The 19,861-nt window shown below is 71.5% G+C and carries 20 protein-coding genes; 10 read left to right on the top strand and 10 right to left on the bottom strand.

Going from position 1 to position 19,861, the window contains the following annotated elements; genetic code table 11:
* Positions 1-2: 2 nt before the first annotated feature.
* Complete coding sequence (locus G6G98_RS08010) at positions 3-935, bottom strand: LysR family transcriptional regulator (protein WP_164232743.1); 933 nt, start codon at positions 933-935, stop codon at positions 3-5.
* A 71-nt stretch (positions 936-1,006) separates the two neighbouring features.
* Here G6G98_RS08010 and G6G98_RS08005 point away from each other — a divergent pair, with 71 nt between their 5' ends.
* Complete coding sequence (locus G6G98_RS08005; protein ID WP_067348757.1) at positions 1,007-2,731, top strand: L-aspartate oxidase; 1,725 nt, start codon at positions 1,007-1,009, stop codon at positions 2,729-2,731.
* A 6-nt stretch (positions 2,732-2,737) separates the two neighbouring features.
* On the opposite strand, the gene G6G98_RS08000 is transcribed toward G6G98_RS08005, so the two are convergent.
* On the bottom strand, positions 2,738-3,070 hold the full coding sequence (locus tag G6G98_RS08000) for a hypothetical protein (protein WP_067348760.1): 333 nt from the start codon (positions 3,068-3,070) through the stop codon (positions 2,738-2,740).
* A gap of 106 nt (positions 3,071-3,176) precedes the next feature.
* Between G6G98_RS08000 and G6G98_RS07995 the strand changes: the two genes are divergently transcribed.
* The 4 genes from G6G98_RS07995 to G6G98_RS07980 all read left to right on the top strand — a co-directional run bounded on the left by G6G98_RS07995 (position 3,177) and on the right by G6G98_RS07980 (position 7,184).
* On the top strand, positions 3,177-4,673 hold the full coding sequence (locus tag G6G98_RS07995) for an L-serine ammonia-lyase, iron-sulfur-dependent, subunit alpha (protein ID WP_067348763.1): 1,497 nt from the start codon (positions 3,177-3,179) through the stop codon (positions 4,671-4,673).
* Between the two features lie 141 nt (positions 4,674-4,814).
* Positions 4,815-5,411, top strand: coding sequence for a TetR family transcriptional regulator (locus G6G98_RS07990; RefSeq protein ID WP_164232745.1), 597 nt, complete (start codon positions 4,815-4,817; stop codon positions 5,409-5,411).
* Between the two features lie 268 nt (positions 5,412-5,679).
* Positions 5,680-6,453, top strand: a complete 774-nt coding sequence (locus tag G6G98_RS07985) for an ABC transporter ATP-binding protein (protein ID WP_067348769.1) — start codon at positions 5,680-5,682, stop codon at positions 6,451-6,453.
* A complete protein-coding gene (locus G6G98_RS07980; RefSeq protein WP_164232747.1) occupies positions 6,450-7,184 on the top strand; it encodes an ABC transporter permease in 735 nt (244 codons plus the stop codon). Before G6G98_RS07985 ends, G6G98_RS07980 begins: the two co-directional genes overlap by 4 nt.
* A 9-nt stretch (positions 7,185-7,193) precedes the next feature.
* Here G6G98_RS07980 and hrpB read toward each other — a convergent pair whose 3' ends face one another.
* The 4 genes from hrpB to G6G98_RS07960 all read right to left on the bottom strand — a co-directional run bounded on the left by hrpB (position 7,194) and on the right by G6G98_RS07960 (position 12,802).
* The gene (gene hrpB / locus G6G98_RS07975; protein WP_164232749.1) at positions 7,194-9,752 is read right to left on the bottom strand and encodes an ATP-dependent helicase HrpB; all 2,559 of its coding nucleotides are present in this window, start codon (positions 9,750-9,752) and stop codon (positions 7,194-7,196) included.
* Positions 9,753-9,949: 197 nt separating this feature from the next.
* Complete coding sequence (locus G6G98_RS07970; protein WP_067348778.1) at positions 9,950-11,551, bottom strand: flotillin domain-containing protein; 1,602 nt, start codon at positions 11,549-11,551, stop codon at positions 9,950-9,952.
* Positions 11,552-11,815: 264 nt separating this feature from the next.
* A complete protein-coding gene (locus tag G6G98_RS07965) occupies positions 11,816-12,244 on the bottom strand; it encodes a MarR family winged helix-turn-helix transcriptional regulator (RefSeq protein ID WP_067348782.1) in 429 nt (142 codons plus the stop codon).
* 237 nt (positions 12,245-12,481) lie between these two features.
* On the bottom strand, positions 12,482-12,802 hold the full coding sequence (locus tag G6G98_RS07960) for a hypothetical protein (RefSeq protein ID WP_208321438.1): 321 nt from the start codon (positions 12,800-12,802) through the stop codon (positions 12,482-12,484).
* Between the two features lie 262 nt (positions 12,803-13,064).
* Between G6G98_RS07960 and G6G98_RS07955 the strand changes: the two genes are divergently transcribed.
* Positions 13,065-13,466 (top strand): VOC family protein, encoded by a 402-nt coding sequence (locus G6G98_RS07955; protein ID WP_067348788.1) that lies wholly within the window; start codon positions 13,065-13,067, stop codon positions 13,464-13,466.
* A gap of 22 nt (positions 13,467-13,488) precedes the next feature.
* A complete protein-coding gene (locus G6G98_RS07950) occupies positions 13,489-14,475 on the top strand; it encodes a diacylglycerol/lipid kinase family protein (protein ID WP_243842040.1) in 987 nt (328 codons plus the stop codon).
* On the opposite strand, the gene G6G98_RS07945 is transcribed toward G6G98_RS07950, so the two are convergent.
* On the bottom strand, positions 14,436-15,545 hold the full coding sequence (locus G6G98_RS07945) for a fatty acid desaturase family protein (protein WP_164232751.1): 1,110 nt from the start codon (positions 15,543-15,545) through the stop codon (positions 14,436-14,438). The two genes, G6G98_RS07950 and G6G98_RS07945, sit on opposite strands and share 40 nt — an antisense overlap.
* Before the next feature lie 22 nt (positions 15,546-15,567).
* Positions 15,568-16,086, bottom strand: a complete 519-nt coding sequence (locus G6G98_RS07940) for a hypothetical protein (protein ID WP_067348798.1) — start codon at positions 16,084-16,086, stop codon at positions 15,568-15,570.
* A gap of 169 nt (positions 16,087-16,255) precedes the next feature.
* On the opposite strand from G6G98_RS07940, the gene G6G98_RS07935 reads away from it, so the two are divergent.
* Positions 16,256-16,594, top strand: coding sequence for an ATP-dependent DNA ligase (locus tag G6G98_RS07935; RefSeq protein ID WP_067348801.1), 339 nt, complete (start codon positions 16,256-16,258; stop codon positions 16,592-16,594).
* A gap of 69 nt (positions 16,595-16,663) precedes the next feature.
* On the top strand, positions 16,664-16,942 hold the full coding sequence (locus G6G98_RS07930) for a hypothetical protein (protein WP_067348804.1): 279 nt from the start codon (positions 16,664-16,666) through the stop codon (positions 16,940-16,942).
* On the opposite strand, the gene G6G98_RS07925 is transcribed toward G6G98_RS07930, so the two are convergent.
* Both G6G98_RS07925 and G6G98_RS07920 read right to left on the bottom strand, forming a co-directional pair.
* Positions 16,930-17,622 carry a hypothetical protein gene (locus tag G6G98_RS07925; protein ID WP_067348808.1) on the bottom strand — a complete coding sequence of 231 codons (693 nt, stop codon included), beginning with the start codon at positions 17,620-17,622 and terminating at the stop codon, positions 16,930-16,932. The two genes, G6G98_RS07930 and G6G98_RS07925, sit on opposite strands and share 13 nt — an antisense overlap.
* Before the next feature lie 61 nt (positions 17,623-17,683).
* On the bottom strand, positions 17,684-18,421 hold the full coding sequence (locus G6G98_RS07920) for an SDR family NAD(P)-dependent oxidoreductase (RefSeq protein ID WP_067348812.1): 738 nt from the start codon (positions 18,419-18,421) through the stop codon (positions 17,684-17,686).
* 152 nt (positions 18,422-18,573) lie between these two features.
* On the opposite strand from G6G98_RS07920, the gene G6G98_RS07915 reads away from it, so the two are divergent.
* Positions 18,574-19,860: a serine/threonine-protein kinase gene (locus tag G6G98_RS07915; protein WP_164232753.1), complete on the top strand. Its 1,287-nt coding sequence runs from the start codon at positions 18,574-18,576 to the stop codon at positions 19,858-19,860.
* Position 19,861 lies beyond the last annotated feature (1 nt).

Raw genomic sequence — 19,861 nt, 5'->3', positions numbered from 1 at the left:
CGCTAGTCCAGCAGACTGCGGATCGCCGGGTCACGGCGCGCGACCTCGGCGGCCGTGGACACGATCACCTGGCGCATCGCGGCGACCGCCGCGGCCGGGGTGACGTCGGAACGGTGCGCAAGGCTCACGGTGCGTGTCATCTGCGGATGCGCGAGCCGCGTCGCACGCAGCTCCGGCCGGTCGAGGAGCACCATCGCCGGCACCACGGCGACGCCGACGCCGCGCTCGACGAAGCGGAGCACGGCGTCCATCTCGGCCCCCTGCAGCACCTGGGTCGGCGTGAGGCCCGCGGCCCGGAAGGCGGCATCCGTCGTCGCGCGGAGCTCGTAGGTCTCGTCGAGGGCGATGAGTGGGAGCTGCGACAGGCGCTCGAGGTCGATCACGGGATCGGCGGCGATCGGCGGCTCGGCGGCGGATGACACCACCACGAGCTCCTCGCTGAGCAGCGGCACCCGGGTGAGGCTGAAGCCGGACGGCGGGGGGCCAGCCGATTCGGTGATGATCGCGATGTCGACGGCGCCGACGGCGAGCTGGTCGACGAGCAGCCGGGAGCCGCTCTCTGTGAGGTGCAGGTCGACGCCGGGGTGCGCGGTGTGGAATGCGCTGATCGCCTCGGCCACGAGGCTGATGCAGAGGGTCGGTGGCGCGCCGAGGCGCACGCGGCCGCGGCGGAGTCCGCGGAGCTCGCCCATCTCCTCCTTGATGGACTCCGCTTCGCCGAGCATCCGCTGTGCGCGGGGGAGCAGCATCTCGCCGGCGGCGGTGAGTGCGATATGCCCGCGGGCGCGATGGAAGAGCTCGATGCCCAGCTCGCGCTCGAGAGTGGAGATCTGCCGGCTCAGCGACGGCTGGGCGAGGTGCAGGCTCTCGGAGGCGCGGGTGAAGTGGCCGAGGCGGGCGACCTCGACGAAACCGCGCAGCTGCTCCAGATTCATTCCCAGAGTGTATCGAATCAAGCAGGACAATGCATTGGAGTTATCGGACGCCGCTTCTTAGCGTGGAGGACATGAACGAACGTCAGATCTCCACCACCGTCCTCGTGATCGGGACGGGAGGATCCGGGCTGCGCGCGGCCATCGAGGTCGCCGAGCACGGCGTCGACGTGCTCGCCGTCGGCAAGCGCCCCCGCAACGATGCCCACACCGCGCTCGCCGCCGGCGGCATCAACGCCGCTCTCGGCACCATGGACGCCGAGGACTCCTGGCAGCAGCACGCCGCCGACACCCTCAAGGAGAGCTACCTGCTCGCCCACCCGCACACCGTCGAGATCGTCACACGGGGCGCCGAGCGGGGCATCCGCGATCTCGAGCGCTGGGGCATGGGCTTCGCCCGGGAGGACGACGGCCGCATCTCGCAGCGATTCTTCGGGGCGCACACCTTCCGGCGCACCGCCTTCGCCGGCGACTACACGGGCCTCGAGATCCAGCGCACCCTCGTCGCCCGCGCCGAGCAGCTCGCCGTCCCGATCCTCGACGACGTGTACATCACGCGCCTGCTCGTGCGCGACAACGTCGTCTTCGGCGCCTACGGCTTCGATCAGGCCGACGGAACCTGCCTCCTCATCCACGCGGATGCCGTCATCCTCGCCGCCGGCGGTCACAACCGCATCTGGCGGCGCACCTCCTCCCGCCGCGACGAGAACACCGGCGACTCGTTCCGTCTCGCCGTCGACGCCGGCGCCCGGCTGCGCGACCCCGAGCTCGTGCAGTTCCACCCCTCGGGCATCCTCGAACCGGAGAACGCGGCGGGCACGCTCATCTCGGAGGCGGCACGCGGCGAGGGCGGCATCCTCACCAACGCTCTCGGCGAGCGTTTCATGGCGAAGTACGACCCCGAGCGGATGGAGCTCTCCACCCGCGACCGCGTCGCGCTCGCCGCGTACACCGAGATCGCGGAGGGCCGCGGCACCGCGAACGGCGGGGTCTGGCTCGACGTCTCGCACCTCCCGCGCGAGACGATCATGACGCGCCTGCCGCGCGTGTACCAGACGATGATGGAGCTGCAGATGCTCGACATCACCACCGATCCGATCGAGATCGCGCCCACCGCGCACTACTCGATGGGCGGCGTGTGGGTGCGTCCCGAGGACCACCGGACCGACGTCGACGGCCTCTACGCGATCGGCGAGGCCTCCAGCGGCCTGCACGGCGCCAACCGGCTCGGCGGCAACTCGCTCATCGAGCTGCTCGTCTACGGCCGCATCGTCGGTCAGGCGGCGATGGCGCATGCGGCCGGCCTCGACGCGCACTGCCGGTCGGCGGATGCCGTGGCCGAGGCGCGCGCCGAGATCGACGATCTCCTCGCCGCCGACGGGCGCGAGAACGTCCGCGCGCTGCAGCGCGCGATCCGCGACACGATGACCGCGTACGCCGGCGTCGTGCGCTCCGACGAGGGGCTCCGCGCCGGCCTCGCCGAGCTCGACCTCATCGAGGAGCGGATGCAGGACGTCGGCATCCATCCCGACATCGCCGGGTTCCAGGACCTCGCGCACGCCTTCGATCTGAAGGCGTCGGCGCTCGCGGCACGGGCGACCCTCGAGGCGGCGCGGGAGCGGCGGGAGACCCGCGGATGCCACAACCGCAGCGACTACCCCGACCTCGACCCGGCGCTGCAGGTGAACCTCGTGTGGAGCCCGCGCGACGGCGTGACCCGTGAGGAGATCCCGGCGATCCCCGAGGAGATCGCGGGGCTCATGCGCGAGGTCGACACCACCGGCAAGCTCGTCGAATGAGTCCCGTCAGGGGTTGAGGCCCGACTGCGGGTCGTTGATGACTCCGATCCCGATCGCCTCATGGTCGGGCTCGGGGTCGTCCCGCTTCGGCGCCGGGGGCTCCTCGGAGGGCTCCTTCTCGGTGCTCGGCTCCTCGAGCTCTTCATCGGCGGGGACCTCGGACTCCGGCGCGCTCTCCGCGGATTCGCCGGGCGCCTGCGCGGTGCCGGCAGCGTCGCCGGGCGCAGGGGCGGTGGAGGTCACCTCCCCGGCATCCTCTCCCGACGCGGGCGACGGCGTCGGGGTCTGCGCCTCCGGATCGAGATCGGCTGCGGGGTCGTGGGGCGTGCTGTCGGACATGATGGCTCCTTCGTCGGCGTCAGGACAGGATGACGGCCGGCGGCGGCCGGGGAACAGGGGCTTGACTCCGGACCGGAGAAGCCTCTGCGCGGCGTAGGCTTGTCTGGTGACAGCGTACGTCTCGGCCTTCGACCTCTTCTCCATCGGAGTGGGGCCTTCGAGCTCCCATACGGTCGGACCGATGCGGGCAGCGCTCGAGTTCGCCCGGCGCCTCGGCGCGAGCGGTGACGTCACCCGCGTCGCGCGAGTGGGGAGCACGCTGTACGGCTCGCTCGGCGCCACCGGCATCGGCCACGGCACCCCGGATGCCGTCGTCGCGGGTCTCTGCGGACTCGCGCCGGAGACCTGCGACCCGGCCGACGTCCGCGCCGCCTGGTCCGACCTGCCGGAGGGCGCCGTGCTTCGCCTGAACGGCACCCACGACGTGCCGTTCGCGAAGGACGACATCGTGTTCGCCCCGCGCACGCGGCTCCCCGGGCACCCGAACGCCATGACCATCACCGCGTGGGACGCCGCCGGCGACGTCGTCGCGGAGGAGACCTACTACTCGATCGGCGGCGGATTCATCCGCCGCGACGGAGAAGAGGCGAAGCTCGCCACGGCTCCGCTGCCGTACTCCTATGCCGACGCCGCCTCCCTGCTCGCGCTCTGCGACGAGCACGGCCTCACCATCGCCGAACTGGCCCGGCTCAATGAGACCGCGATGCGCCCCGAGGAAGAGGTCGCCGCCGGCCTCGACGCCATCTGGGACGCGATGGCGGGATGCGTGGACGCCGGCCTGCATGCCGACGGCGTGCTCCCCGGCATCCTGAAGGTGAAGCGCCGGGCGGGCGCGATCCGCGAGCAGCTGGAGTCGTCCGAGGCCGAGGGGCACCGCGAACTCCCGGGGGAGTGGCTCGGAGCATTCGCGCTCGCGGTGAACGAGGAGAACGCCGCGGGCGGACGCGTGGTCACCGCCCCGACGAACGGCGCGGCCGGCATCCTGCCTGCCGTCGCGATGTACTGGTGGCGCTTCCTCGCGGACTCCGGCCTCGGCGCGGGGAACGCGGTCACGCCCTACGGCGAACTGGTCGGCAGCGCCCTGCTCGGCTTCGGGGCGGAGGCCTCGCTCGTGGCCGTCGGGGCGATCGAGGATCCCGTCGCCGTCGCCGAGGCGAACCGCCGCCGCGGCATCCGTCGCTTCCTGCTCACCGCCACCGCCCTGGGGTCGCTGTTCAAGGCGAACGCCTCGATCTCGGGTGCCGAGGGCGGCTGCCAGGCCGAGGTCGGCTCGGCCTGCGCCATGGCCGCCGGCGGGCTCACCGCCGTGATGGGCGGCACCAACCGGCAGATCGAGAACGCCGCCGAGATCGCCATGGAGCACCATCTCGGCCTCACCTGCGATCCGATCGGCGGGCTCGTGCAGATCCCGTGCATCGAGCGCAACGCGATCGCCGCGTCCACCGCGGTGACCGCCGCGCGCCTCGCGCTGCGCGGCGACGGCAGCCACTACGTCTCCCTCGATGCCGTGGTGGAGACCATGCGCCAGACCGGCATGGACATGTCGACGAAGTACAAGGAGACCAGCGAGGGCGGGCTCGCGGTGAACGTCATCGAGTGCTGAGCGGATGCCGGCCGGGTGGGAGACCACCCTCGTGGTGAGACCACCCAGGCGGACGTATGTCTCCCGCACGAAGTGATCTCTCGGCGGGTGCCGCACGACGTACTCGACGGCTGATCGGCGCGAGGTCGTAGGCTGACGGGCATGACCGAGCATGCCGCACCGAGGCGCCGGGGTCGCCCGCGGGGCGGATCCGACTCGCGGGAGCGCATCATCGGCGCGGCCGTGGACGAGTTCGGCGAGCACGGCTACGACGGCTCCACGATCCGCTCGATCGCGGCCCGCGCCGGGGTGGACTCCGCCCTCGTGCACCATTATTTCGGCACCAAGGCCGACCTCTTCGCCGAGGCCGTCGGCATCCCGCTCCGCCCCGACATCGACGTGCCCGGCATCCTGGACGGCCCCCGAGACCAGGTGGGCGAACGACTCGTCCGCTACGTCCTGGAGGCGTTCGAGCAGCCCGACGTGCGCCGCCGCGGCGTGATGCTCATGCGCACCGCGATCGGCAGCCGGCTCACCACCCCGCTGCTCGCCGGCTTCCTCTCCCGCGAGCTCATCGGGCGCATCGCCAAGCGGCTGGGCGTCGAGGACGCCGAGCTGCGAGCAACGCTCGTCGCCTCGCAGATCGCCGGCATGCTGCTCACGCGCTACGTGCTGAAGCTCGGGCCCATCGCCGCGGCGCCGGTCGACGAGCTCGTCGCACGCATCGCGCCGACGGTGCAGCGGTACCTGTTCGCCTGACGGCTTCTGCCTGCCGGCATCCGGCAGCGCGTGTCCCCGCATCGGGTGTCTCGGGTAGGCAGGCCCGCATCGACGGTGCGAGAAGTCGGAGTCCGGGCGCGACGCGCCGTGCGGAGCGGCCTCCCATCGGCGTGTCGTGGGGAGGCTCCGAATTTTCGCACATCGAGAGGCTCCGACCTTTCGCGCGGAGGACGCGCAAATGTCGCGCGAGAGCGCATCCCGCGACATCCTCTTGTGCCGCCGACCGCCCGAGCGCATAATTCATCACATGATGAATAACTCGGCGGTGGAGATCTCGCAGCTCAGGGTGCGGCGCGGGAAGACCGACGTGTTCGACGGCATCGACCTGACGATCCCGCGCGGCGAGATCACCGGACTGCTCGGGCCGTCCGGCTGCGGCAAGACCACGCTGATGCGCTCGATCGTGGGCGTGCAGCGGATCGCCTCGGGGGACGTGACGGTGCTCGGGCACCCCGGCGGCTCGCGGATGCTGAGGGACAGGGTCGCCTACGGCACGCAGGGCGCTGCGGTCTACGGGGACCTCAGCGTCCGGCAGAACCTCGCCTACGTCGCGGCTCTCCTCAAGGCTCCGAAGGGTGACGTCGACCGGGTCCTCGACGACGTCGGCCTCCGCCCGCAGGCGGGGCAGCTCGTCGAGTCGCTGAGCGGCGGCCAGGAGTCGCGGGTGTCCCTCGCGATGGCGCTGATCGGATCCCCGGAGGTCGTCGTCCTCGACGAGCCCACCGTCGGACTCGACCCCGTGCTGCGCGCAGAGCTGTGGGGCCTGTTCCGAGAGCTCGCCGATCGGGGCGTGACGATGATCGTGTCGAGCCACGTCATGGACGAGGCGCTGCGCTGCGATCGGCTGCTGCTCCTGCGCGACGGACGCATCATCGCCGACACCACACCGCAGGAACTGCTCGACGACACCGGCACGGCCGACCCCGAAGAGGCGTTCCTGGCCCTCATCGAACGCGACAGGCAGATCATGGGCGACACCCGGCGATCTCGGCGCGCGAAGCGCGAGGAGGCCCCGGAATGAACGGACGACGGATGCTCGCCACAGCGGGCCGCGTGATCGGACAGCTTCGCCACGACCACCGCTCCGTCGCGCTCATGCTCATCGCTCCGAGCCTGCTGGTCGGCCTCTTCGCCTGGCTGTTCAGCGACCAGGAGGGCGTGTTCGACCGCTTCGGGGGCGCGATCCTCGCGCTGTTCCCGTTCATCGTGATGTTCCTCATCACCTCGATCACGACGCTGCGCGAGCGCCGCTCCGGCACCCTCGAGCGGCTGATGACGACCCCGCTGGGCAAGGCCGACTTCATCCTCGGCTACGCGCTCGCCTTCGGCCTGATGGCCGTGCTGCAGGCCGCGATCACCGTGTCCTTCGCGGTCGGCGTCTGCGGTCTCGACGTCGACGGGCCGCTCTGGCAACTGGGTCTCGTCGCCGTCGTCGACGCGCTCCTCGGCACGGCGCTCGGCCTGCTCGCCAGTGCCTTCGCGCAGACCGAGTTCCAGGCCGTGCAGTTCATGCCCGTGCTCGTGTTCCCGCAGATCATCCTCGGCGGCCTCTTCATGCCCCGCGATCAGATGCCCGACGTCCTGCACGCGATCTCGGACTGGCTGCCGCTCAGCTACGCGATCGACACGATCAACGCGGTGGCCGCCGGAGACGAGGGGTGGGACGTGTTCGGCCCGCTGCTCGTCGTGGTGGCGTTCGCGGTCGGCGCACTGGTGCTGGCTTCGCTGACCCTGCGCCGGCGCACGCCGTGACGGACTGATTCAGGCCTGCGCCCGCCGTGCCGTGTGCCGGGTGGGCGGCGCCTGCCACGGGTCCTCGGGCCACGGATGCTTCGGATAGCGGCCGCGCATCTCGGCGCGCACCTGCGCGTAGGGGCCCGACCAGAACGAGGCGAGGTCCCCGGTGACCGCCAGCGGACGGCCCGCGGGCGACAGCAGATGGAACAGCACCGGGACCCGGCCGCCGACCAGGCGCGGAGTATCGGACCAGCCGAAGCACTCCTGCAGCTTCACCGCGACCACCGGCCGTGCCGCCGGGTCGTCGAGCGGCGGATAGGCGATCCGCACACGTGAACCGCTCGGCACCTCGAGACGCTCCGGCACGAGGGCGTCGAACTCGGATGCCGCGGGCCACGGCAGCATCCTGCGCAGTGCCGGCGCCAGCTCGATGCGCTCGGCTCGGGCACCGGTCGCAAGGGCATCGAGCTCGGGTCCGAGCCAGTCGTCGACCGCATCGAGCAGGGCGCCGTCCGACACATCCGGCCAAGGCGCGCCCAGCTCGCGGTGCAGGAGGGTCAGCCGGCGGCGCAGATCCTCGGCGGCATCCGACCAGGTGAGCACGTCGAGACCGCGGGAGCGGATCGCCCGGCGCAGCGCGTCGTGACCCTCCTCAGCGGTCACGCGCACCGGCACCGACGATCGCACGATGGCGCCGACGCGGCGCTCGCGACGGGCGACCACCCGGTCGCCGGCGAACTCCGCCTCCACGCGGTCGGTGAGGAGGTGGCCGGCCGCGCGCTCCACCTGGCTCTCCGAGATGACAGCGGCCGCGCGGATCATCGCGCCGGAGCCGGCGGCCGCCCGCCCGGACGCCCGCGCGACGTCTGCGACCGCCAGCCACTCGGCATCCGCCAGCGGGGCGCCCACGCCGGCTCGGGTACCGGATGCCAGCAGGAACGTCGCGCCCTCGGCGGAACGCTCCACCCGCTGGGCGATCCGCTCCGGGAACGCGAGGGCGATGACGAGCCCGGCGTCGTCGGGGCCGCCCTGCCGAGATGCGGCTGCGTCGGACGGGGCGTGACGGAGGAGACGAGCGACCTCGCGCGCCCAGCGCTGAGCATCCGGTCCGCGCCGGTTGCGCAGCGCGACGATCGCGCTCGCGACATCGGCCTCGACGATGCGGATGTCGCCGCTGAGCAGAGCCACCACCTCGGCCGCGAGCCGTGCGCCGACCAGTGCGCTGCCGTCTCGCAGCGCACGGGCGAGACGAGGATCGGCGGGGATGCGCGCCAGCGAGCGCCCGTCCGGAGTCGCGCGCCCGTCGGCGTCGATCGCGCCGAGCGCGCGCAGCACGGCGTGGGCTTCGCGCAGGCTGTCGGCGGGCGGCGGGTCGATCATCCGCAGGCCCGTGCCGCCGGGGGCGCCCCAGCAGGCCAGCAGCAGGGCGGCATCCGCGAGGTCCGTCGTCGCGATCTCCGGGGCGGGCCTGGCCGGAGCCGCCGCGAACGTGCGCTCGTCGACGCAGCGGATCACGGTGCCGGGGCCCTGGCGGGTGGCGCGCCCTGCGCGCTGGACGGCCGAGGAGCGTGGCGAGCCCGTGGTGACGAGGCCGCTCATGCCGCGTGCCGCATCGCGCTGCGGATGCCGGGAGAGGCAGCTGTCGACGACGAGGCGCACCCCCGGGACCGTGAGCGACGACTCCGCCAGCGACGTGGTGACGATGATGCGCGGCGGCTCCTCGGCGCCGCGGCCCCGGATCACGGCATCCTGTTCAGCCGCCGGGATCTGCCCGTGCAGCTCGCGGACGTCGAACTCGCCGGCCTGCTGCCGGAGGCGGCGCGCGATCTCGGACACCTCGCGGGCTCCGGGGGCGAACACCAGGACGTCGGCCGACGGGACGTCGCGTACCAGCTGCCGTCCGGCGGACGCCGCCGTGTCCGCGACGTGGTCGAGGAAGCTCCGGGTGACGCCGCGCTCATCGAGTCGCGGGGATGCGCTCGGTGCCCAGCGCTCTTCGAGGGGGTATGCCGGGACGGTGTGGGAGACGACCGGGGCGGGGCCGTCATCGGTGCCGATCACGGCGGCGATGCGTTCCGCGTCGATCGTGGCCGACATCGCGACGAGCACGAGGTCGTCGCGCAGTTCGCGCACCTCGCCGAGCAGCCCGATCAGGAGGTCGGTCTCGAGGGCGCGCTCGTGCACCTCGTCGATGATGACCGCGGCGACGCCGTCGAGGCCGGGGTCGTCGAGCATCCGCCGCAGCAGCACGCCCGCGGTGACGAACTCGACCTGCGTCTCGGCGCCGGTGACCCGCTCGCCGCGGACGGTGAAGCCGACGCGTTCCCCGAGCGGCGATCCGTCGAGCTCGGCGAGTCGGCGGGCCGCGGCGCGTGCGGCGACCCGGCGCGGCTGCGTGACGATCACGCGGCCGGGGGAGCGGGACGCGAGCAGCGGCGGCACGAGCGTGGTCTTCCCGGTGCCGGGCGGTGCGCTGACGACGGCCGCCGTGCTCGCGTCGAGAGCGGTGCGGAGGTCGTCGAGTGCCGCCGCGAAGGAGAGCCCCGCGCCGATGCGGGCGAGGTCGAAGGCGGCGGACGGCATGCCTCCAGTCTGCCGGGTCGCCGACCGTGCGTTCACAACTCCTCAGATCCGTGGCCGATACGACGCGAAGGCCGTGCCGGCCGGTCGGGGAGTGCCGATTCTGAGGAGTTGTGAACCGAAGGGGAGGCGGAACGACCGGCGACGAGAAAGCGGATGCCGCGACCGGTCCGGCCGCGGCATCCGCCGTTCTGTCGTGCTTACTCCGCGACGGGCGCGGCGGGAGCCGGCGGGACCGCCGGCGGCGGCGTCGTGGGGTGCGGTACGCGCGCCGGTGCGGCGGCCTGGGCGACGCCCTCGCCGATGCCGCGGCCGACGGCCTGCCCCTGGATGATCGCGGCGAGGTCGAGGCCTGTCGCCGAGCTCACGCTGTCGAAGACCGAGCGCAGCGCCTTCGCGCTGTCGGCGCCGACGACGTTCGAGGCGCCGTCCTCACCGGAACCGCCGATGATCGAGACGCTGCCGATCGCGGCGTAGCCCTTCGAGAACTCCGCCATGATCGACGGCAGCACGTCGAGGACGCGCTGCGACAGGAAGGCGTCCTGGTTGGAGGCGATGGCCTTCGCCTCGGCCTCGACCGCGGCGGCCCGGGCTTCACCCTCGGCGCGGATCGCGTCGGCCTCGGCGTTCGCGCGCAGGCGGCGGGCCTCGGCCTCGGCCTCTGCCTGGGCGCGCAGCGCGTTCGCCTCACCGGTCGCGCGGGCGATCGCCGCTGCGGCCTCACCGTCGGCCTTCGCCTTGTCGGCCTGGGCCTGCTGCTCGGCGATGCGGGTGCGGGCCTCGGCCTGCTTGACCTGCTCGATCGCGGCGGCCTCGGCCGCCTTCTCGCGGGTGTACAGCTCGGCCTGCGCGCGGGTCTCCGCCTCGTAGCGCTGCGCGTCGGCGACGCGCTTCACGTCGGCATCCAGCTGGGCCTGCTTGTTCTCGGCCTGCTGCTGGAGCACGGCCTGCTCGGCCTGGGCGCGGGCGAGCTGCTCCGCCTGCTCCGCCTCGGCGCGCGCCCGGCCGATGCCGGCGTTCGCGTTCGCGGTGTTCGTGTCCAGGGCCGTCTGCTCGACGAGGTTCGCCTCCTGGTTGGCGATGTTCTTCTGGTTGATCGCGCGGTCGGCGTTCGTCTGCGAGATCTCCGCAGCCTGGCGCTTCGCCTGGATCTCAGGGGCGCCGAGCGACTGGATGTAGCCGACCTTGTCGGTGATGCCCTTGATCTGGAACGAGTCGAGGATGAGACCCTGCTCGGCGAGCTCCTGGGAGACGTCGGCGGCGATCTGGTCGGAGAACTTCTTTCGCTCCCGCATCAGCTCGACGACGGAGAGGGTGGCGACGATGCCGCGGAGGGCACCCTCGAGCTGCTCGGTCGTGAACTGCTCGATGGCCTTGTCCTGGGAGGCGAAGCGCTCGGCGGCGCGGCGCACGTACAGCGGGTCGGAGCCGATCTTCACGATCGCGACGCCGTCGACGTTGAGGGTGACGCTGTCGAGCGACTGGGCCTCGGCGTTGAGCGAGACCTGGCGCGAGCGCAGCGAGATGATCTCGTGGCGCTGCGTGATCGGGTTCACCAGCGACTTGCCGTTCACGATGACCGTGACGGGCGACTCCTCGGTCTCCCCGCGCGTGGTGCCGTCCGCCGCGAGCACGGTTCGCTGCACCTTCTGCTTGCGGCCCGAGATGACGAGGGCCTCGTCGGCGCGGGCCACCTTGATCCAGCTGCGTGCGAACAGCAGCAGGACGAGCAGCAGGACGACGGCGACGGCGAGAGCGATTCCGACGATGACGAGGATGCCGACGATTCCGGCGATCTCCATGAATGACCTCCCTGGTTCCCCCCGAGGGGGCGGTCTGCGGCGCGCGTGCGGTTGCACGGGCGTTCAGGCTCCACCCTGCCAGATGGGTGCGGACGCCGACGACGATCGGGGCGGTGAGAGGTGCCCATGCCGAGGCGGGGCGCCGGGTGCCGAGCCCGGCGATCGGATGCCGGCGGCGCACCGCGATCCGCGTTCCGGTCGCAGTCCGGCACAGTCTGACGCGGTCGGACCGTGCCGAACTGCGACCGGAGCCGGTCAGAACGGTCAGCCGCGGCGGAGTTTCTCGGCGAGGTCGCGGAGCGTGCGAAGCTCGTCGTCGTCGAGGTGCGACATGCGCTGCGCGATGGAGCGTCCGTGCACGGTGGCGAGGGTGCGGAACGCCCTGGCGCCGGCATCCGTCGCCGTGATCAGGGCGCCGCGCCCGTCGTCGGGATCGGCGCACTTGGACACCAGCCCGCGGGTGACCATGCGATCGATCAGCCGGGAGACGCTGGGCTGGCTGATCAGCATGTTCGCGGTGACATCGCGCAGCCGCGAGGTCATGCCAGGGGCGCGCGTGACGGTGAGCAGCACGTCGTACTCGGCCTGCGACAGATGCGCGTCGTCGAAGTCCTGGACCATCTCGGTGAACAGCTCGTGCTGGGCACGGAAAAGGCTCTCCCAGGCCTCCAGGGCGAGCTTGCGATCGGTCATGTCCTCCAGCGTAGTGCGAACGTCCGACGCGGGAACCGTGCAGTAAGGGCCGGTCGGAGAGGCTCCCGACCGGCCCTTGTCCCTTGCACCAAGAGTGTCCTGCAATCACATGAGGTGGATGCCACAGCAAACATTCACCGTGCGATCACTCTATAACGGCGAGATAACGAATGCAACGGTTTGGTCACGAAGATCTTCGAGAGATCACCGCGGCCACCGACCTCGCACGACCGCTGATCACCTCCGGGTCATCGTCGAGTCGTAGCCGCCGCCACCGGGGTAGACCCAGGCGCCGTCCATCACCCGGTCGTCGTCGCGGAACTCCCCGCGGAAGTAGGCGGGGCTGCCCTTCGGGCCTCCCCAGATGGTGAGCGTGTCGCCCTCCAGTTCGTAGGTGTAGTCGAGCGTGTTCCCCAGCGAATCGTAGAACCGGGAGACCACATCGGCACCCACCGGTTCGCCGAACGGATGCAGGTGCCCGATGACCTCGAGCCCGGTGATCTGCTCTCCGAACTGCTCCAGCTCGACATGCTGCAGGAGGAAATGGCGGCCGGTCATTCCGGGGGGAGACGACGGCCGGCGGCTGGAAGGGGATCGCGGCAGCCGGCCGTCGTTGCGACGGCCGCGCCCCGAATGATGGCCTGCGCCCTCGAGTGGCCATGCGAGGCCGCCGCGGTGACGACGCTAAGAGCCTCTCGTCCGGGGTGACAAGGGGGTTGCGACCCCGCAGGCGGGTGCGGTACATCGGGACCGGAGCGGATGCCGGCACCGCGACTCCCGCGCCCTTGAAGTCCCCCGCCACGACGAGGAAGGCAGCGGTATGGCAACAGCTGAAGTGAGTCCCGGTGCGCTCCTGCTCGAACTCGTCATGGTCCCGGTGAGCGACATCGACCGGGCGAAGTCCTTCTACGCCGATCAGGTCGGCTTCGAGGTCGATCTCGACGTCAGCCCCGCCGAGGGCGTCCGGCTCGTGCAGCTCACCCCGCCGGGCTCGTACTGCTCGATCATGCTCTCCTCGGGGATTCCGCATGCCGACATGCCCGCGGGGTCGCTGCGGTCCCTGCACCTCGTGGTCGCCGACATCGAGGAGGCCCGCTCTCGGCTCATCGCCCGCGGCGTCGATGCCGGGGAGGTCGAGGACCTCGGCGGCGTCCTGTACGTCGGGTTCGCCGACCCGGACGGCAACACGTGGACCCTGCAACACATGCCCTGGCGCACCTGAGTCGGGCTCCGGGGATGCTCTCGTGACGCGCGCGGCCGTCGTGTACAACCCCGTCCAGGGCTCCCTGGACGCTCTCCGCCTCGCCGTCGCGGAGCAGGAGCGGAAAGCCGGCTGGGCCGCCACGCGATGGTACGAGACCAGCCGGGAGGACGCCGGCACGAGCGCGGCGAACGCCGCGGCGGCCGACGACCCGGCCGTCGTGATCGTCGCCGGTGGCGACGGCACGGTCCGCGCGGTCGCAGAAGTGCTGCACGGCACCGGTATCCCCGTCGCCCTCGTGCCGACCGGCACCGGCAACCTGCTGGCGCGCAACCTCGGCATTCCCCGGGGCGATCTCGACCGGTGCATCGCAGCGGCGTTCTCGGGGGAGACCAGGGCCGTCGACGTCGGCGTCGCCGAGCTGGAGGACGAGGAGGGCCGGCGTCGGACGAGCGTGTTCGTGGTGATGGCGGGCATCGGCCTGGATGCGGAGATGGCGGAGCGCACGAGCGCCCTCGCCAAGCGGCATCTCGGCTGGTTCGCGTACGTCACCCCGATCGCCCGCTCGATCATCGCCAACCGGCTCTTCCATCTCGACTACCGGATCGACGAGGGCCGGGTGAGGTCGGCACGCGCGCACACGATCATCGTCGGCAACTGCGGCACCCTCACCGGCAACATGCTGCTGATCCCGGATGCCGTCGTCGACGACGGACTCCTCGATGTCGTGATGATGCGGCCCACGGGGCGATTCGGCTGGGCGCGCATCGGCACCCGCCTCACGATCCAGGGGATCGCGCGGCGGTCACGTCTCAGCCGGCGCCTGCTCAGGGATGCGCCGGACCTGCGCATGCTCGCCTATGCGCAGGGCACCCGGCTCGAGGCGCGCTTCGAGTCGCCGCACGGCATCGAGCTCGACGGAGACGGCTTCGGGCTCGTGGTCCGGGTGCGGATCGGCATCCGCCCGAAGGCTCTCCTCGTCTGCGTCGGTCACCCTCCGGTCGACGAAGCGCCGATGAAGCTGCGCTGATCCGCGAGCGGGCACGAGAACACGTCGCGCTCGCCGAGGCCCACCCGGTTGATGTATCGCACCACGATCACGTACGAGGCGAGCAGCCGCACCGACGTGTACGGCACCTCGTGCTCGCGGCAGTACGCCTCGATTATGGGCGCCGCCCGGCGCAGGTGCGGGCGGGGCATCGACGGGAACAGGTGGTGCTCGATCTGGTAGTTCAGCCCTCCCATGGCGACGTCGAGGAATCGCGTCCCGCGGATGTTGCGGCTCATCATCACCTGCCGGCGGAGGAAGTCCAGCGTCATGTCCCGAGGCACGACCGGCATCCCCTTGTGGTTCGGTGCGAACGCGATGCCCATGTAGAACCCGAACAGCCCGAGCTGCACCGCGAGGAACACGAAGGCGATGCCCGGGGACAGCACGATGAACACGAGCACGAGGTAGCCGATCATCCGGATGCTGAGGAAGGCGATCTCCGCCCATCTCCGCTCCAGCCGTCCCCGCGTGAACACGCGCCGCACGCTCGAGGCGTGCAGCGAGAGGCCCTCGAAGAGCAGGATCGGGAAGAACAGCAGCCCCTGGTGCGAGCGCAGCCACGTGAAGACTGGGCCCCGATGCTTCGACGCCGTCTCCGCGGTGACCGCGATGACAGGGAGCTCGATGTCGGGATCGGAGCCCAGCTTGTTCGGGTTGGCGTGGTGGCGGGTGTGCTTGTGCTGCCACCATCCGTAGCTCATGCCGACGAGCAGATCGCCGAGCACGATGCTGATCCAGTCGTTCCAGCGGCCGGACACGAAGATCTGCCGGTGCGCGGCGTCGTGCCCGAGGAACGCGATCTGGGTGAAGACCACGGCGAGGACGGCGGCGGTGAACAGCTGCCACCAGGTGTCGCCGATCCAGATGAACGCGACCAGGCAGACCGCGACGGCGAGCGGCGCGGCGATGAGCTTCGTCCAGTAGTAGCCGTAGCGGCGGCGCATCAGCCCCCGCGCGCGGACCTGCTGAGCGAGTTCGGTGAAGGTGCTCGATCCGCGTGCGGCCCCGTCACGGGGACGGGTGCGGATCGTCGGACGGATGTCGTCCATGATGACTTCTCTCCGGCGGGCCCTACGTGCGGAGGGCACCGCCTTCTTCGACCCAGTCGTCCAGCCGTGCGGTGTCGTCGGAGGCGGCATCCGCGGGGCGACGGGTGAACGTCACGGATTCGGCGAGGGCGGCGACGGAAGCCGTGCGCTCGTGCTCGCGATCCGAGGCATCCTGGAATCGGTGCGCTGCGATCTCGCGCTCCGCGATGAGCGCGGCGCTGATCTGGGCGAGCCGTTCCGCGATGACGGCAGCGAGGCCGTCGCGGAGTTCCTCCAGGTTGGTGTTCGCGATCTCCAGACGACGATCGGCGACGTGCAGCTCGACGGTCGGGTATCCGTTCGCGGACAGATGGGCGCGCGTCTCGCTGCCCTGGATCGCGGCGACCTCGTCGCGATCGGTCTTGCGCGTGAACACCGCTTCGACGGTGTAGCGGTCCGGAGCGTCATCCGTCATCAGCGTCGCGGGAAGCGAGCCGACCAGGACGGATCCGAGACCCAGCAGTTCAGGGTTTTCCCCTGCGATCTTCAGTTGTGCGTTCATGTCCTGACGGTACGCCCCCAACCTGGGCGTGCTCACAGCTTGACGGGCCCCGGTCGCTACAGATCGGGGCCCTTTCCGGCGGCATCCGTGACAGAGTGGATGTCACCACCGGCGATCATCCGGATCGCGCCTCTTGGCACGGGTTCCGTGGCAGAACAGAGGATTTCTCATGGGCAGGTTCATCTATGAGGGTGGCGTCAAGACCGAGATCGAGGATCGGGCTCTCACCCATCTGCAGCTGGTGATGACGGCGAAACTCCGCCGCGGCGAGCCGTTCGGCCTGACGTGGCGGGAAGACGCCAGCGTCGGCGGCGGCCGCACGACCGTCTGGGTGCACGCGGGCAGCTCGCTGGTGTTCAAGTACAGCGGAAGTCGCGCCCCGTCGATCAACCGCGACTGGATCGAGGCGCTGGCGTTCACGGCCAGCTCCCCGGGCGGGCTCTATCTGGTTCCGGAGCCGACGCGGGTGCCCCCGCTGCGGCTCGCGGAGGAGGCCGCCCTCATCTGATCGAGATCAGCATCGCGCTCGCCGCGCAACCCCTTCCGCGGCGACGGAGCGAGGCATACCGTGAGGAACATGACGAGCGCAGCAGCGGAGACCAGCACGCACGTCGAGATCGACGGCCAGCGCTTCCTGCTGGATCGTGATCGGGACCTCGTCGATCTCATGGCCGAGATCGAGGAGGCCGCGCGGTCGGAACCACGGTTCGTGCATCTCTCCGACGGCGAGGAGCTCGTGAGCGTGCTCGTCTCGGCGAGATCGCGGATCGTCATCACCGTCGAGCACGAGAGCAGGGCCCGGATGCCGGACAGCATGCCGATCCAGCTCCCCGCCGACTGGGACTACCGCGACTGACGGTCGGCGTCGCCGTCCGCGATGCTCTCGTCCGCCAGCGGCCTGCTCACGCCCAGCAGCAGCGCGGGCAGGGTCTGCCGGACGTACGGGGACTCGGAGAACGACTGCTCGTTGCCGCCGGCCAGCACCCACGACTCGAACGAGCGCTCGTAGGTGAGGATCACGACACGCACGCCGAGCGCCGGCTGCCACGCGAAGCACCGGCCGATGCGCGCGAGGAGCAGTTCGAACGCCTCCAGCAGTGCAGGCAGGAACGCCTTCTCGGAGGCGATGACGTCTTCGCTGCGGATGCCCGTCGAGGTCGCCAGCTGGCGCTCGCGGAGACGGATGGTCAGGGAGTTCCAGTCCAGCGGCCGGGCCTCGGCGAGAGCCACGGAGAGGGCGACCTCGGGTTCCTCGTCGCCGTGCGCGGCCGGGTCGAAGTGCTCGGCCGCGGAACGCAGGCGCTGCGCGCACTCCTCGAGAAGCTCCCGGTCCACAGCGCGCAGGAGGTCGCGGTCCTCCGGGAAGAGGGCGCGGAAGGCGACCTCGCGGATGCCGGCCTCCCGGCTCAGCTCCGCGGTCAGTGCGCTCAGCGAGCCGTCCCAGGTGGGCAGGAGGATGCGGGCCAGCGTGATGACGCGGGCCCTGCCTGCCTCGCGGGCGGATTCGGGGCGCTGCGAGGGAGCGTCGGCAGTCATCTCAGGATCGGTCCTTTCCTGAGATCGAGGCTAGCGCGAGGGGGGACCCGCCGTCGCACGGTCACTCGGGGAGCGCGACGCCGGTCTGGGCCTCCAGCAGATCGATCAGGGCCCGCTGGAAGCCGGGATCCGTCGCCGCGGGGTGCGCGCGGCGCGGTGTGCGGTGGTGCCAGTAGCCGCCGGACCGGGGAAGGATCTCGGATTCAGGCGCGGTCGCGAGCCAGGCCTGCGTGCGGTTCCCGTCCTCCAGGTCGTCCGGCGCGGAGGGGCCTCCCATCCGGGTCGGCACCCAGCCCGGGTCGACGGCGTGCGCCAGCAGGTCGGGGTACCGGCCGTCCAGCGCCATCGCCAGCGCGGTGAGATACAGCTTCGAGTCGTCGTAGGCCCGGCTCCGGCGCGCGGCTGTCGCGAAGTCGAGGCCGTTCAGTTCGGTCGATCCGTTCAGGTGCATCGAGCTGCTCAGCACGATCAGCCGTCTCGGCAGCGGCATCAGCGCCGTCAGCAGGTACGGTGCGACGAGGTTGACCGCGAACACGTCCGGACCCTCGAGTACTCCGGCGTTGTGGATGACCGCGTCGAAGCGGCCGAAAGCGGCGAGATCGCCGGCGAGACCCCCGACCTGCCGTGCGTCCCCGAGATCCGCGAACACCGTCGCGCGGGCACCCTCGCGGAGGGCGGAATCGACCGGCCGGTCCGGTCTGCGGGAGTGGACCACGACCTGGTGCCCGTCGCGGATGAGCGCCTCGGCGGTGGCGCGGCCGAGGCCCGCGGATGCTCCGGTGACGAGGACGAGCGCCATGCGACCCACCGTACGGGGTCCGGACGCGCCGCCGTGGTGCACGCGCGGCACGAGCGCATGTCGGCCCGATGTCAAGCCCGGTGACGGAGCGGCATCCGGGACCTAGCGTCTCCTCTGAGCGCGGGGAAGCCCGCGCGGAAGGGTGACCCAGGATGCTCACCGAGGAGGCCCCCACGTCCGAGGCGCTGCTCGACGGAAGGTACCGTCTGATCACGTGCATCGGACGGGGCGGCGCGGCATCCGTCTACGAGGCGGAGGACACCCTGCTCGAGCGCACGGTGGCGGTCAAGCTCTTCCGCAGCGAGTCCGAGACCAGGTTCCCCGCCGGGCAGGCGAACACCGAGAAGGCGCTGCTCGCGCCGCTGAGCCATCCGGCGCTCGTGACGCTGTTCGACGCGAAGGTCGACCCCGGTCCGGTGCGCTACCTCGTCATGGAGTACGTGGACGGGCCGACGCTGGCCGCGCAGCTCACGTACGGCGCCCTGCCGTCCGACGCCGTCGCCCGGATCGGGCGCGATCTGGCGGAGGGGCTGGCGGTCGTGCACCGCGCGGGCATCGTGCACTGCGATGTGAAACCGTCCAACGTGCTGCTGATCAGGCCGGAGCGGCCGGGGAAGCACTGGCACGCGAAGCTCGCCGACTTCGGGATCGCCTGCGCCGTCGAGTCGGCCGGGCCGGTGGACTCGTCTCCGGAGACGAAGCCGGAGATGATCGTGGGCACGGCCGCGTACATGGCGCCCGAACAGCTCCGCCACGCGGAGCTCGGCCCGGCCGTCGACATCTACGCGCTCGGCCTCGTGCTCATCGAGGCGCTCCGCGGCCGCGCGGCGTATCCGCTGAGCAACAGCGTCGAGTCGGCCCTGGTGCGGCTCTCCGCACCGCCTGCCGTGCCGGAGAGCCTGGGGCCGGACTGGGTGCGACTGCTCACGTCGATGACGCGCATCGACCCCGCGGAGCGCCCCTCGGCGGAGGAGGTGGCCGCCGCGCTGCGGGCGATTCCGCCGGCCGGTGAGGCGGTGCCGGCGCAGATCGAGGCGGGGTCATCCGGGGAGGAACCGGGCGCGCGCTCGGGAGCGACGCTGGTCTTCCCGACGGCATCCGGCCCTGCGTCCGCACCGCCCACCCGACGACGGATGCTCGTCGCGGCGTTCGCCGCGCTTCTCCTCGCGGGCGCCGGCGTCGCCGGAGCCTGGGCGGTTGCCGCCCCGGACCCGCCTGCCGCGAAGGCGGCGATCGTGCTCCCCTTCGAGCGTGTGCCGCCGCCGCAGGCGGATCCCGCGCCGCCCGCCCCCGTGGAGCAGGTCCCGGTGGATGTCATCGAACAGCAGGACGACAGCGGGCCCGGGAACTCCGACCGGGGGAACTCGGAGGGGAACAGCGGCAAGGGCGATGAGAGGAAGGGCCAGAAGGACGACTCCGGGAAGGGCGGCGGAGGCTAGC

The organism is Microbacterium hydrocarbonoxydans, from assembly GCF_011752045.1.
GTDB lineage: Bacteria > Actinomycetota > Actinomycetes > Actinomycetales > Microbacteriaceae > Microbacterium.
Note: the sequence above shows the minus strand (reverse complement) of the source record. Positions and strands in the feature narration are given on the sequence as shown.